Genomic DNA, 12,740 nt, shown 5'->3' with positions numbered 1-12,740 from the left:
AATTATTTCTAAAATAATTCTTAAAAATTTCTCCCTTAAAAAAGAAAATCCACAGCTAGTTAAAATTTAACTATCCATGACTAAGTATCAGTAAAACCTATTTGCTATTAGTCTTACTGCTAAATTTATATACTATTACAATCAGTCATCACTAAACAAGGGATGACCAGCAATTTTTAAACTCGTGAGCCTGCCATGGACCGAGTGCGGTTTAGCAATCAAAGGCAAGGGCGCTCCATTATCGCTGTAATTTGCCAGGATCTTTAAATCGCCAATGTAGATTTCTTGACACAGCTATAAAAAATCCAGATCTTTTTATAAGACTATTAATTACTTATCAACAACACGCCTACCATTAAGCTTATACTAAATAATAATATAATACTATATGTTGATAACATACAATATTATATTTATGTTATTAACATATAAAAGGTATAAGCATGATTTTAGCGGTTTTACAATTAAAAGGCGGAGTAGGAAAAACGCCGCTGAGCTTTAGTTTAGCAAAAGACCTGGGCTTAAATTGGCAAAGCAACGACGACTCGGTAGTGCCGCAGTTTTATAAAAAAGGCAAAATATTGGATCGATGCGAGATCGCACCCGATACGATCTACGACTTCGGCGGATTTGCTTCGGCCGGAGTATTCGATATCCTCAAGCGCTGCGATTTTATTATAGTGCCGATCACTCCGAATCCAAACGCTATTAAAAGAGCTGCAAGCACCATATCCCAAATAAGACCGCTCGACCGTAGAATTTTAGGGATCATAACGGACATATCCTCTCAAAAAGAATTCGACGAAACCGTCTTAGAAATTAAAAACGCAAAAATAGTATGTAATAAATTTTTCGTCCTAAAAAGCTCAAGAGCTTTTGAAAACGCTATAACTATGGGTAAAAGCTTTACCGAGCTTTACGATGAAAGCCCACTATCAAAGAGGCAATACCGATCTTTTATCGAAATGTATAACAAGATCATAGATTACATAAAGGAGAATAAATAATGGCCAAACTAAATTTAGACCTATCAGAAGCTGGATTAGAAATTTTAACCACTGCGGATTTTCAAGCCCAAGACGCGGCTATTAAAACGAAAAAAACTGGTGGCAGACCAAAAAGCGCGAATCCAGCAAATAAAAGAACCACGATGTTTCTATCCAGCGACGAACTAGCTTTTTTAGATGAAATGGGCTATATAACCAGAACGAATAGAACGCAATACCTAAGATCGATCATTAGAGAAAAAATGGCAGCCATTAAAAACGGTGCGATATAATGACGGTAAATACAAGGAGTAAGAAATGACAAATGCAGTTATGCTTCAAGCTAAAGACGGCTTTACGCTGACTAGCGATATTATCAACGCTATGAAGCAGCTATTTGGCGAAAAAATCAACGTAATAGAACTTGACGGCGATATGATCGAGGCACTTATCGGCGAGATAAGCCAAACCGATGCTGCAAAACTAAAACGTACCGTTGAAAAACTAGACAAGGGCGAACTCAAATTTTATTCAGAAAATGAATTTTCGCAGCAGCTAGCCAAGCGAGGCTATCAGTGGTAATTAAATACGCCGGTGAGTTTTTGGATGAATTAGGCGAAATCGCCGATTATATCGCTAGAGATAGTAAATCAAGGGCAGATACTTTTATACAAAATTTAAAAGCCCAGATCATAAAAATCCCGGATATGCCTTACTCCTACCGCAAAAACAAGACTATCGACCGAGAAAACATAAGAGATTTAATTTTTAAAGGCTACACTGTTACTTTTTCGATCAGCGATAATGCGATAGAAATATTGGGGATCTATAAGCGAAATTTGACGCGTTTCTCCTAAAATGGCTTTGACAAGATGGATCTTCATACAAAGAAAACGGGCATTAGAAACCTTAAACCCCAAACCCCCTAAAATACGACATCCTACTCTTTAAGCTTCGCCCGGCCTTGCCGCCCATAAACCTTAAACTAAAAAATACCCCTTTCAAAAGCCCCTAAACTAGGGCTTTCCTCTCTTTTACTATTGAAAACAAACATTTTCATTAGCATTTAGCTATCGATCAAAGTCCGGATCTTGCTTAGAAGGTTTCTTTTTAAGCGGATTTTCTATCTCCACCATGTCTACAGTCAGGTTCTTTGGATTTTTTACTATTTGAGCATCAAAAGATAGGCCTTATTATACGGCTTATAGCGGAAAAGACGTAATATTCGCGATCATGGGCAAAAAAGACTTTGCTGCGCGCCTAATAGGTGGAATTTACAACGCTCTGATCTTTACGGCCGAGAACGAAAAGAAAAATCAGCTCGATCTAGATCAGTGGCAAACCGCCCAAGACAACCTAGCTCAAATCAAAAAAATAGCTAAGGAATGGGAAGAGCAAGGCAATAGGATTAAATGCTAATATATATTAAATACCAGCATTATTATAAATAATAAGAGTTATCATTTTTTACTATACTACAATTCAAGAAAAACTAAGTAGATTTATATAAATTTTTAAGCCGTCCTCTGCTATAATTCCCCCTGTAATTCGGATTTAAGGCTACTTAATACATTCAAGCAGCTCATAAGCCGCCAGTGGCGGACAAAGAGCAAAAAATCAACAAAACAGTAACATTTTACGGGCGTTTTTAAAACGTGATATTTATCAATGTTTTTTAAACAAGAGATTTCAGGCTAGGGCGTATTATGCCCTTAAATTTCGAATTACGCAAAAATTGTTTGAGTGAATAAAACCCCCTTTGTCCGAATTACAATAAACAAAAGGAGTTGTTAAGTGAAAAAAACAATTATAGCATTTTTAGTTGCGCTTTCAGTGATCCTCGCGGGTTGCAGCGCTTTATTTAGCGTTGGGCATAGCAATACCAACACTATAAACCAAACAAATCATAAAAAATAAAAAAGGATAGAAACATGTCAAGATTTCCAGGAATACCGGGACAACCACAACCAACACCAGGCGTTAATTATAACAGTCTTACGCTTGAGGACAAAGAAAAATACGTTATGATCATCTCTAGGCTACTAGGCTTACGAGCCGATGCTACGATAGAGCGTATTACTCCGGCGGTAGCCAAAAAGGTCGATGAGTTTCTCGACGAGGCTGCAAGATGCACCAAAAGGATCGAGAGAGTAAATAAAATTTTTATTGCGCTAGGTAGAGGCAATATTATGAAAGCCGCCAAAGAGCTTATAAAAATGTATATAGACAAGCTAGAGGATGATAAGGCAGACTATATTAACATAGCTTGCTACGTCATTTTAAAACGTAAATATGCCCAAGAGGTTCAGTATATCTTCTTTATGGAAGGGATTGGCGGTATATTTTAACCGCTTAGATAATAAAGCCTGATTTTGCGATCAGGCTTTATTTTTTAATTTTTTACTTCATCGTGCAAGCCACTTCATTTCCTAAATCGCAAGCCCTAGTATAAAATTTCTTAGCATTAGCCATATCGCCTTTTTTTTCATAGCTAAACCCGACCAACATGCAACCGTCGGCATTTTTTAAATTACAAGCTTTTTCATGAAATTCGGATCTTTTAGGGTGATTCTCATCCATTGAAAAATAAGCGTCAGATACTTTCAAACAAGCCTGCGCATCGCCGCCGTCGCATTTCTTGATATTATCCTCCAGTTCCCCGGCACTCAAATTTAAAGAGCATAGCCCGGCAACGACCATAGCTAAAACGATTTTTTTCATTGTTTTCCTTTTGATGAGATTAGCTTTTATTATATCAAACATCCCACCTATTTACAACCCCAACTTTTTGCGCTATAATTCTAAAAAATAGTTAAATATTTTATAGGGCGAGCATACCGCCCGTATATACGTAATGCTTTCGCATTTCGTATAACGTTCGGTGCTCGTAAGGGGGCAAATCCCCCTTAACCCCCTTAAGCGACTCGTGCCGTAACAATTGAGAGGTTTAAATTTGATCGATAACTCGTCCGTAGAAAATAAAATTTTAATTTGCTGCATATACGTTGTAGCACTAGGTATCGTCTTTATGCTAGGCTGGCTGATATTCTCTTCAGTCTTTTTTCTATTAGCCTGTTTGCTGGGAGTTATCATACCTTTATGGTTTTTAAGCGAAATTTTAAGCTGGATTAAAGGCAGGAGTAATGACTGACGATCAGAACAAAAGCTTTCCAAAAAGCAAAAAAAGAGCTGGAAAAACTAGAACCATCACAAAAATAATGCGTCTTACGCCGGAGGAGTGGAATAAAATTCAAGAAAAAATGGATGAGAACGGGGGAGTAAATTTTACCAAATACGCCGTAAATTCGATGCTATCGCGATCTCTTACGAAAACGCCACTCACAAAAGAGCTTATCCTTGAGTTATCGCGCCAGGGTAATAACCTCAATCAAATCGCTACGAGGCTCAACAAGGGCGAAAGTCTTGACAAGGTAGGGTTAAGTATTATATCAAGGTCGTTTGAAGCCCTAAGGGGCATCTATAAGCTTCTAAACAGCAAACATCAAGACGAGCAAAAAAGCAAAAAACGATGATAGTCAAATTTCTACCCAGTAAAAGCGGCGGCGGTATAGGTAGCGTTAATTACGTCCTCAACGAAAGAGTACAGCAGGGTACGGCAAAAATTTTAAAGGGCGACGAGGCTCAAACTAGGGCTATCATAAGCCAAATTTCAAAAAAACAAAAGGTATGCTTCGGAGTTTTAAGCTTTCAAGAAAGCGCCGCAAGAATATCAGAACAAACTAAGCTAGAGATAATGGCTGACTTTGAACGCACGCTACTAGGCGACTTTATGAAAGAGCGCGTAAATATCTTGTGGGTGCAGCACGAAGACAAAGGCGGTAGGCTGGAGCTAAATTTCATCATCCCGAAAATAGACCTGGTCACGGGAACGAGCTTTAATCCGTTTTTCTACTCAAAACCCGACCTTACCAGGATCGATCTTTGGAAAAAAGCCGTAAATCTCGAATACGGCTTTAGCGATCCTGACGATCCTGGCAGAAAAAATACTATAAGCGCAAGCAAAAAAGACATTAAAAACTACGCAAACGTTGAAGCTTTGGATAAAACCTTACACGAGCTAGTAGAAGCTGGAATAATCAAAAGCAGGGCTCAAATGTTAGAACTGCTACGCGATGAAAATATACAAATCAGCCGGGAGACTAAAAACTCGATCACTGTGATCCTGCCGGGTAGTACCAAAAAAAATAGACTTCAAGGAGGAATTTATGCAGATTTCAAAGACGCTAGAGAGCTTGAAGAGCGCGGCGCAGAAACAATCCGAAGAATACGTCAATATCATAACCGAGATATTCAATCAGAAATTCAACAATACCGAGACCAAATTAACGAACTTGTATCAAAGCGAGATGAATACAATATCGGAGAATTTGAACTCAAAACTAGAAAGCATCGAGCAAAAAGCAGAATCGACATTCAGCAAGATAGAAGACTCAGCCAAGCAGACCAACGCCTACAAATGGACGACCTTGGCTCTAACGGCGATATTATTCGCGCTGATCGGAGCAGGCTCGGGCATATGGATAACCTGGAACAAAATAAACCCGGCAACGCAGTGGCAAATTCCGCAGGAAATGAGATACGTCGAGAGAACCAAGAGCAAAAAAGCGACCAATTATTTCCTCGAAATACCCAAAGAGAAAGTGCAAACGGATGGCAATATGGCTTACATACACATCAAGACGATCGAGGATTAAGCGATGATGACGGCATTAGAAGAGGAATTGATAACAGAAAACGAGAGATTGACGCAGCAAGTCAAGCAATTGCTCCTAGAGTTGAAACAAGAGCGAGACTACAGCAACGATCTAGCGATGAGGCTAAACGACTGGAAAGCGACAGACGAAAAAGAAATCAACGAGCTGCTGCAGAACATCAAGAACGAATACGAGAGCGTTATAGACGACTTGACGAAGAAAATACAAATCAATGGACAGAATATAGAGCTATTAGAAAAAGAGATGACGAGATACGAAAACTATATCAAGACGCAAGAAGAGCAGTTGAACAACTATTCCAGCGAGCTAAATCAACTATTGGCAACCTTATCGAGCATGCAAAACGGCTGATTCTCGAGCAAAAAGAGGAGCAAGACCGAGAAAAGCGCAAACGTAGCGGTAGCGGTATGGGAATGAGCAGATAAATTTTAGCCTTATTTACCTAATTTCCCTTGACGATGTCGGTAAAGTCTGACCAGTCCTCGACCTTAAAAGCGCGTATATCTCGCACTGATTTTTTAAACCAATCGATCCCGGATAAACGATTAATGGCTTTATAGACCGTCGTTAAAGTGTTTTCCTTGGCTACGCTCATGTAAACGCTACCTTGAGTCCACTCAAACCCCAGAGCTTCCAATTCCTGCCTTATTTCGTCATATGCACGGTTATAAGGCTCCCCGTAAGTCTTTTTTAAGTCATCGATCTTTAAATCAAAAGCTATAGCATACATTTTTCGCTCCGTTTTTTAATGAATTATATCATATCCTCTAAAAAGAAGTAGCCTTGCGGCGCTTTAGCGCATGAGCAAGGCAAAACAGGGGGTAAGGGGGCGGTGCGCAGTGCGTAAGCACAAGCACGTACACACGCCCCGGTTCCGATTTGATTCTCTAATACGCTCGAGCCAAAAAAATCGTAAAAAAATCTGTTGCGCTGAATTTGTTTATTGTAAATTTGTCTTGAATTTGTCGGTTGCTTCTAGAGCCGTATTTTAGGGGGTTATAATGATATAAAACCGAGTTTTTTGATTTCAAAACCGAGTTTTTTGATTTCAAATTTAAGAGAAACCCGAGTTTTTTGATTTCAAATTTAAGAGAAACCCGAGAGAGATATTATTAACTCGGTTTTAAGCTTAGAATAGATAAAATTTCTATGTTTTAAGTTTGCTTTTAGGAATAAAAATGCCCGAACATGATGATATTGTAATCTTAGATAAGGGGTTTACTCGTAATCAATCAAGAACTAGCCCAGCGATAAGCACAGCTAGGGCAAAAATGAGTGCAAATGAGCTAAAGGCTTTTTATCAGATCAGCACACTTGTCAAGCAAGACGACACGGATTTTTTAATATACGAGATTTCATCTGATGATTTTGTAAAAAAGCTTGGTTTCAGTGAGACAAATGATAGCTATATCAAAGATCTATGCAGAGGGCTGCTTAAACAGATATTTGAGATCGAGCGACCTGACGGTACCTGGGAGGCATATAGCATTTTTAGCTCTTTTAAATTTAAACCAAAGGTGCGCACGATTACAGTCCGATTTAACGATGAGATGAAGCCTTTTTTGCTAGAATTAACCCAATACACAAAGATTCATCAGGTCGAATACATCAGGCAGTTTGAGAGTAAATATGCCATTAGAATTTATGCTCTGTTAAAAGACTATCGGCTGCTCTCTTATAGAGATATTGAGATCGAAGCACTTAAAAAAATGCTTGTTTTACCAAAAAGCTATAAAGATTTTACAGATATTAGTCGATTTGTATTAATGCCTGCTGTTAAAGAGATCAATGCTAAAAGCGATCTTGAAATTTATAGTATCGAACCGATCGAAAAACAAGGCAAGAAGATTGTCAGGATAAGGGTAAATTTTGGGAATAAGACTGACAAACAGGCAAACCAGATAATGAAATATTTGGAGCAAAGATACAAAAGATCAGGTCAAGATCCTAGTGTCTTTTATGGTTTTTACTATTCCATATCTGATGAGCCTCGATCTAAGGGCGAAATTTTTAGGATCACAAAGATAGAAGCTGATAGCAGACCATATTTTACTGCTTTTAGTGAAAAGCAAACGTTGTTTGCGGTGCTAGGGAAAAAAGAATTTATGAAGCGGTTGCTTGGTGGAATTTATAAGGCTCTAATCTTTATGGCAGATACCGAAAAGAGGCAGTCTTTAGATTTAGATCAGTGGCAAAACGAGCAAGATAAGATCACACAGATGAAAAGGATCTTGGATAGCTGGGAAAAAGGGTTAAAATAAAATGGCTTATAAATCTAATTTAAAGATATATAATTTTAAGATCCAAATAATCGATATATTCGAGCTCTTAGGAATAAATTGAATACTGGTGTAATAATTTTTTATCAATAATGGTTAAATCTTTAAAAAATATGCTATAATCCATTGTTGATAACAATTCTTATAAAGGAGACACGATGTTAAAAGTTTTTAAAGTGGCGCTTCTAGGTGCTTTAGTAGCAACAGCTAGCTTGAATGCCGATGATTTCTTATCTAAAGCTACGGGCGGGGCATTGAGTGATGTTGACTTTGGCATCAAAAAATTAGATGCCGCAGAAATGAATAGCATAAAAGGTGGATATTATGTATCTAGTGATTATTATGAGCTTATAAATATAAAATCTGGCTCTACCTCTCTTGTTCAGATAGGTAAACTGGTTAGGTTAAGTGATGAGGAGAGAAACAAAAAAGCACTAGGATATTATCAGAATGATAGTGCTGGAAGTGGTTATTGGGCAGAACAAAGATATAGGGAAGCTGTAAGCGTTGCGGATCCAAGCAAGGATGAATATCTAATGATAACAGCTACTAAGGTTACTAGGACAGGTGCTTTTGGTGTGCCTATCCCTACTTTTAGTCAGGGAGCCATCGTATTAGGTTTTGCAAACGGCACAGCATATAAACTACGCAATGCTGATTTATCAAGCTATATAGCCTCTGATGCAATGCGCTATGAGAAAAATAATCTCAATAGAGCATTGGTAGTAAACTACCGATAATTATAAAGCCCCATTTGGGGCTTTAAAGGATTTAGTTATGAAAATATCAAATAGCACTCAAACTATTGTTTCAAATATTTCAGTTACTAAGAGTAAAATTCAAAACAGTGATATTGCCGATACTAATGATAGTGTTTTAGGCTACAAGGTTGATAAAGACGGCTACTTTATGAGCGAATTCAATAAAGATGCAGGCATACCAGATGACTATAAAATCCACTCGGACACTATAAAATCACTCGTTGGTGTAAGAACTAGACATGAATTCTCTCGTTCCTTTAAAAGTGTTGACATTGCAAAGACAGTTGGAAATGCCTATAAAGTCTTGACCCAGCTTGTAGATGAAAAGATATTGAACTCAAAAGAGAGCTTTACAACAGACGAGATCTCAAAATTTCCACAAGGCTACGAATACGATAAAAAGACACTAAGGATCACCAAAAAATACAATACTGCATCCGATTATTTTTCTGCAGAGCTTAGCTTTGACCCAAGAATAAACAAAGGTAGATCTTTGAGTAATACTTTTTACAATCGCTCTACTCGTGAGTATTACACCAATGGCAATAAACTAAAACCATCGACTGATATTTTTGATAACAACAATAATGGCAAAGAGACATTTACACCTAATGGACTAAATTTCAATACTACACGAGACAAGTATACAAACAAAGATGGCTCCATTACAAAAGGAGGGCTTTTGGTTGGTATTTTAAATGAAAATTTGAGGACGACCGAAGGGGAAACGACATATGTAGGGATATTAAACGGATACAATAAAAATCTAGATGCCGATGAATACAATAAACAAATACAGCTTTGGCTTTTAAACCATGACCCTGATAGAGTTTCGGATGAAGAGTTTAATGCACTAAGTGAGCCAATGAAAGAATTTATAAAATTTCATCGTGCGCTTGATAATATAAATCAAAGAGCTAAAAATACATCTAAAAAAGAGGAAACTGACACTCCAAAAGATCCTTTACAAATTTTATTCGAGCAAATGGATAAAGACTTTAAAGAGATGCTTAAAAAGCTACAAGAAAGAGCCCAAAAAGCAAGACTCGAACAGCAAAAAGCTATGCAGCAAAATTTAGACGCGCAAACTATGAAAAGCGCAAACCAAACCTCAAAAGACGCGCTAAATGAAATGCTTGAATTTCTAAGTAAAATGTCAAAGCAACACGGCGTAAATTTAGACATAAACGAAGTAAAAACGGCGTTTATAAATTTAACTGACAGCTACAAATTTAATAATAAAACAATAAATATCAAAGCTTAAATTTCTATTTTATAAGGATATAATATTGAAGAAAGTATTAGTATTGCCAATTCTTGGTGCAAATTTTCTATTAGCTTCAGATCCAGTTACGATCGACAGTCTTTTTAAAGAACAAGTAGGTCTAAGAAGTATAACAACGCTATCGGTAATGAGCACAGGAAATTCAAATTCTTATGATATATACCCAAATATCAATATAACTGGGGATCCAGTCATATACAATGACACAAAGCAGCTCTCCATAAATCAAACCCTAATTTATAAGATTACACCAAAATTCGACATATTAACTTCTTTTGGTGCATACTATGCTAGAAAAGAATTTACAAATGTGAATACCTATCAATTTGATCATAAAGATGTAACGGATTTTAATTCATTATGGTTAGGCTTTATATACAAAGGCGATAGTATCGGTGATGTAGTACCGCAACTAAAATTTCAAACAGCTCTGCTTACAAGAGAAAGGGTGATCAATGAGAAAAAGAATTTTTACCTAAAATCTTACTCTTTTGAAGCTTCCTTACGAGGTTACTCTGATCCAGTTATATGGTCACTATATACTGGGTTTGGCTATAATAGTAGTAGGAAATTTAATATTGGCAAGATTGAAAACGGCAATACATTTAATATAGGCGGTAATATGTCTGTCGTGCTAAGTCCAAAGATAACTCTCGATCTAGGCGCAGAGCAAAGATACCAAACAGAGCAAAAAGTAAGAGGTAATAAAATCTCAAATGTTCGTTCAATTCCAACCTATAGCGTCGGTTCTACTTACAGCCTAAGCGATGATATGTCAATCTCCTTTTCAGCTAATCTTGGCGGATCTAGTGCAGCACCAGATAGTATTTTTAGCGTAAGTTTATGGAAAAAATTCTAAGGGCACTTTTTCCTTTCGTCTTTATTCCATTGTTCCTTAATGCAGAATTTGCTGTTAAGTCATATCATGAATTTAGAAACGAAAATGTTATAAGGCAAAGCTATGAGCAGTCTTGTGGAGCTTCATCTTTGGCTACACTAATAAGCATGCTCGACATAAAACAACTTAACGAGCTTGATGTGCTTGAAAAAATGTCAGAAAATAAAAATTCACTAAATACGGACATGGTAAGCTTTAAAGATCTAAAAGAAACATCAGCTAAGCTCGGATATGAGGCACAAGGTTATCGATTAGATAGAAATTTATTTGATAAGCTAAATATTCCAGTCCTTGTCAAGATTGAAAATGATCCACGTTTTCCTCACTTTGTGATAGCCATAAATCATCCAGGAGATTTTGTAACGATCATGGATCCTAGCTTTGGCGAATATGTAAGCTTAAAGAGTGATTTTTTTAAACTCTGGGATAGGCAGAGTAAAGGCGGATATGCTTTGATCCTTGCTTCAAATAGCGGTGTCCTAAAAGAACATAAGCTAAATTTACCAAGCAAGAATTTATTTCTAAAATAATTCTTAAAAATTTCTCCCTTAAAAAAGAAAATCCACAGCTAGTTAAAATTTAACTATCCATGACTAAGTATCAGTAAAACCTATTTGCTATTAGTCTTACTGCTAAATTTATATACTATTACAATCAGTCATCACTAAACAAGGGATGACCAGCAATTTTTAAACTCGTGAGCCTGCCATGGACCGAGTGCGGTTTAGCAATCAAAGGCAAGGGCGCTCCATTATCGCTGTAATTTGCCAGGATCTTTAAATCGCCAATGTAGATTTCTTGACACAGCTATAAAAAATCCAGATCTTTTTATAAGACTATTAATTACTTATCAACAACACGCCTACCATTAAGCTTATACTAAATAATAATATAATACTATATGTTGATAACATACAATATTATATTTATGTTATTAACATATAAAAGGTATAAGCATGATTTTAGCGGTTTTACAATTAAAAGGCGGAGTAGGAAAAACGCCGCTGAGCTTTAGTTTAGCAAAAGACCTGGGCTTAAATTGGCAAAGCAACGACGACTCGGTAGTGCCGCAGTTTTATAAAAAAGGCAAAATATTGGATCGATGCGAGATCGCACCCGATACGATCTACGACTTCGGCGGATTTGCTTCGGCCGGAGTATTCGATATCCTCAAGCGCTGCGATTTTATTATAGTGCCGATCACTCCGAATCCAAACGCTATTAAAAGAGCTGCAAGCACCATATCCCAAATAAGACCGCTCGACCGTAGAATTTTAGGGATCATAACGGACATATCCTCTCAAAAAGAATTCGACGAAACCGTCTTAGAAATTAAAAACGCAAAAATAGTATGTAATAAATTTTTCGTCCTAAAAAGCTCAAGAGCTTTTGAAAACGCTATAACTATGGGTAAAAGCTTTACCGAGCTTTACGATGAAAGCCCACTATCAAAGAGGCAATACCGATCTTTTATCGAAATGTATAACAAGATCATAGATTACATAAAGGAGAATAAATAATGGCCAAACTAAATTTAGACCTATCAGAAGCTGGATTAGAAATTTTAACCACTGCGGATTTTCAAGCCCAAGACGCGGCTATTAAAACGAAAAAAACTGGTGGCAGACCAAAAAGCGCGAATCCAGCAAATAAAAGAACCACGATGTTTCTATCCAGCGACGAACTAGCTTTTTTAGATGAAATGGGCTATATAACCAGAACGAATAGAACGCAATACCTAAGATCGATCATTAGAGAAAAAATGGCAGCCATTAAAAACGGTGCGATATAATGA

General features: G+C 37.1%; 17 protein-coding genes. 15 read left to right on the top strand and 2 right to left on the bottom strand.

Annotated elements, in window-relative coordinates; genetic code table 11:
* The first annotated feature begins 443 nt into the window (after positions 1 to 443).
* From EE116_RS12360 to EE116_RS12335, 6 genes are all read left to right on the top strand, one after another.
* The gene (locus EE116_RS12360; protein ID WP_122874733.1) at positions 444 to 1,007 is read left to right on the top strand and encodes a P-loop NTPase family protein; all 564 of its coding nucleotides are present in this window, start codon (positions 444 to 446) and stop codon (positions 1,005 to 1,007) included.
* On the top strand, positions 1,007 to 1,279 hold the full coding sequence (locus EE116_RS12355; RefSeq protein WP_122874732.1) for a hypothetical protein: 273 nt from the start codon (positions 1,007 to 1,009) through the stop codon (positions 1,277 to 1,279). Before EE116_RS12360 ends, EE116_RS12355 begins: the two co-directional genes overlap by 1 nt.
* Before the next feature lie 25 nt (positions 1,280 to 1,304).
* A complete protein-coding gene (locus EE116_RS12350; RefSeq protein ID WP_122874731.1) occupies positions 1,305 to 1,568 on the top strand; it encodes a hypothetical protein in 264 nt (87 codons plus the stop codon).
* Positions 1,562 to 1,843, top strand: a complete 282-nt coding sequence (locus EE116_RS12345; protein WP_122874730.1) for a type II toxin-antitoxin system RelE/ParE family toxin — start codon at positions 1,562 to 1,564, stop codon at positions 1,841 to 1,843. The genes EE116_RS12350 and EE116_RS12345 overlap by 7 nt, the downstream gene beginning before the upstream one ends.
* Before the next feature lie 376 nt (positions 1,844 to 2,219).
* Complete coding sequence (locus tag EE116_RS12340; RefSeq protein WP_122874725.1) at positions 2,220 to 2,405, top strand: hypothetical protein; 186 nt, start codon at positions 2,220 to 2,222, stop codon at positions 2,403 to 2,405.
* A gap of 512 nt (positions 2,406 to 2,917) precedes the next feature.
* The gene (locus EE116_RS12335; protein WP_122874724.1) at positions 2,918 to 3,334 is read left to right on the top strand and encodes a hypothetical protein; all 417 of its coding nucleotides are present in this window, start codon (positions 2,918 to 2,920) and stop codon (positions 3,332 to 3,334) included.
* A gap of 52 nt (positions 3,335 to 3,386) precedes the next feature.
* Here EE116_RS12335 and EE116_RS12330 read toward each other — a convergent pair whose 3' ends face one another.
* On the bottom strand, positions 3,387 to 3,707 hold the full coding sequence (locus tag EE116_RS12330; protein WP_122874723.1) for an SEL1-like repeat protein: 321 nt from the start codon (positions 3,705 to 3,707) through the stop codon (positions 3,387 to 3,389).
* Positions 3,708 to 4,129: 422 nt separating this feature from the next.
* Between EE116_RS12330 and EE116_RS12325 the strand changes: the two genes are divergently transcribed.
* Positions 4,130 to 4,519 carry a plasmid mobilization protein gene (locus EE116_RS12325; protein WP_122874722.1) on the top strand — a complete coding sequence of 130 codons (390 nt, stop codon included), beginning with the start codon at positions 4,130 to 4,132 and terminating at the stop codon, positions 4,517 to 4,519.
* Positions 4,516 to 6,147, top strand: coding sequence for a mobilization protein (locus tag EE116_RS12320; RefSeq protein WP_122874740.1), 1,632 nt, complete (start codon positions 4,516 to 4,518; stop codon positions 6,145 to 6,147). The genes EE116_RS12325 and EE116_RS12320 overlap by 4 nt, the downstream gene beginning before the upstream one ends.
* 17 nt (positions 6,148 to 6,164) lie before the next feature.
* Here EE116_RS12320 and vapD read toward each other — a convergent pair whose 3' ends face one another.
* Positions 6,165 to 6,452, bottom strand: coding sequence for an endoribonuclease VapD (vapD, locus tag EE116_RS12315; RefSeq protein ID WP_122874739.1), 288 nt, complete (start codon positions 6,450 to 6,452; stop codon positions 6,165 to 6,167).
* Positions 6,453 to 6,900: 448 nt separating this feature from the next.
* Between vapD and EE116_RS12310 the strand changes: the two genes are divergently transcribed.
* From EE116_RS12310 to EE116_RS12280, 7 genes are all read left to right on the top strand, one after another.
* A complete protein-coding gene (locus EE116_RS12310; RefSeq protein ID WP_122874738.1) occupies positions 6,901 to 7,983 on the top strand; it encodes a replication initiation protein in 1,083 nt (360 codons plus the stop codon).
* A gap of 176 nt (positions 7,984 to 8,159) precedes the next feature.
* The gene (locus EE116_RS12305; RefSeq protein ID WP_122874737.1) at positions 8,160 to 8,741 is read left to right on the top strand and encodes a hypothetical protein; all 582 of its coding nucleotides are present in this window, start codon (positions 8,160 to 8,162) and stop codon (positions 8,739 to 8,741) included.
* Positions 8,742 to 8,778: 37 nt separating this feature from the next.
* Positions 8,779 to 10,026 carry a Cj0814 family flagellar-dependent secreted protein gene (locus tag EE116_RS12300; protein WP_122874736.1) on the top strand — a complete coding sequence of 416 codons (1,248 nt, stop codon included), beginning with the start codon at positions 8,779 to 8,781 and terminating at the stop codon, positions 10,024 to 10,026.
* Between the two features lie 25 nt (positions 10,027 to 10,051).
* Positions 10,052 to 10,906 carry a hypothetical protein gene (locus EE116_RS12295; protein ID WP_122874735.1) on the top strand — a complete coding sequence of 285 codons (855 nt, stop codon included), beginning with the start codon at positions 10,052 to 10,054 and terminating at the stop codon, positions 10,904 to 10,906.
* Entirely contained in the window at positions 10,891 to 11,475 is a 585-nt protein-coding gene (locus tag EE116_RS12290; RefSeq protein ID WP_122874734.1) for a cysteine peptidase family C39 domain-containing protein, read from the top strand. Before EE116_RS12295 ends, EE116_RS12290 begins: the two co-directional genes overlap by 16 nt.
* Positions 11,476 to 11,901: 426 nt before the next feature.
* Positions 11,902 to 12,465, top strand: coding sequence for a P-loop NTPase family protein (locus tag EE116_RS12285; protein ID WP_122874733.1), 564 nt, complete (start codon positions 11,902 to 11,904; stop codon positions 12,463 to 12,465).
* Entirely contained in the window at positions 12,465 to 12,737 is a 273-nt protein-coding gene (locus EE116_RS12280; protein WP_122874732.1) for a hypothetical protein, read from the top strand. The genes EE116_RS12285 and EE116_RS12280 overlap by 1 nt, the downstream gene beginning before the upstream one ends.
* The last annotated feature ends 3 nt before the right edge of the window (positions 12,738 to 12,740 follow it).

The organism is Campylobacter showae, assembly GCF_900573985.1.
Taxonomy (GTDB): Bacteria; Campylobacterota; Campylobacteria; order Campylobacterales; family Campylobacteraceae; genus Campylobacter_A; species Campylobacter_A showae_E.
The sequence above is the reverse complement of the archived record's forward strand: the minus strand, read 5'-3'. Positions and strand labels throughout refer to the sequence as shown.

Coding starts and splice junctions, on each gene's coding strand:
- EE116_RS12360 (WP_122874733.1), top strand. CDS start 444: ATGATTTTAGCGGTTTTACAATTAAAAGGCGGAGTAGGAAAAACGCCG.
- EE116_RS12355 (WP_122874732.1), top strand. CDS start 1,007: ATGGCCAAACTAAATTTAGACCTATCAGAAGCTGGATTAGAAATTTTA.
- EE116_RS12350 (WP_122874731.1), top strand. CDS start 1,305: ATGACAAATGCAGTTATGCTTCAAGCTAAAGACGGCTTTACGCTGACT.
- EE116_RS12340 (WP_122874725.1), top strand. CDS start 2,220: ATGGGCAAAAAAGACTTTGCTGCGCGCCTAATAGGTGGAATTTACAAC.
- EE116_RS12335 (WP_122874724.1), top strand. CDS start 2,918: ATGTCAAGATTTCCAGGAATACCGGGACAACCACAACCAACACCAGGC.
- EE116_RS12330 (WP_122874723.1), bottom strand. CDS start 3,707: ATGAAAAAAATCGTTTTAGCTATGGTCGTTGCCGGGCTATGCTCTTTA.
- EE116_RS12325 (WP_122874722.1), top strand. CDS start 4,130: ATGACTGACGATCAGAACAAAAGCTTTCCAAAAAGCAAAAAAAGAGCT.
- EE116_RS12320 (WP_122874740.1), top strand. CDS start 4,516: ATGATAGTCAAATTTCTACCCAGTAAAAGCGGCGGCGGTATAGGTAGC.
- vapD (WP_122874739.1), bottom strand. CDS start 6,452: ATGTATGCTATAGCTTTTGATTTAAAGATCGATGACTTAAAAAAGACT.
- EE116_RS12310 (WP_122874738.1), top strand. CDS start 6,901: ATGCCCGAACATGATGATATTGTAATCTTAGATAAGGGGTTTACTCGT.
- EE116_RS12305 (WP_122874737.1), top strand. CDS start 8,160: ATGTTAAAAGTTTTTAAAGTGGCGCTTCTAGGTGCTTTAGTAGCAACA.
- EE116_RS12300 (WP_122874736.1), top strand. CDS start 8,779: ATGAAAATATCAAATAGCACTCAAACTATTGTTTCAAATATTTCAGTT.
- EE116_RS12290 (WP_122874734.1), top strand. CDS start 10,891: ATGGAAAAAATTCTAAGGGCACTTTTTCCTTTCGTCTTTATTCCATTG.
- EE116_RS12285 (WP_122874733.1), top strand. CDS start 11,902: ATGATTTTAGCGGTTTTACAATTAAAAGGCGGAGTAGGAAAAACGCCG.
- EE116_RS12280 (WP_122874732.1), top strand. CDS start 12,465: ATGGCCAAACTAAATTTAGACCTATCAGAAGCTGGATTAGAAATTTTA.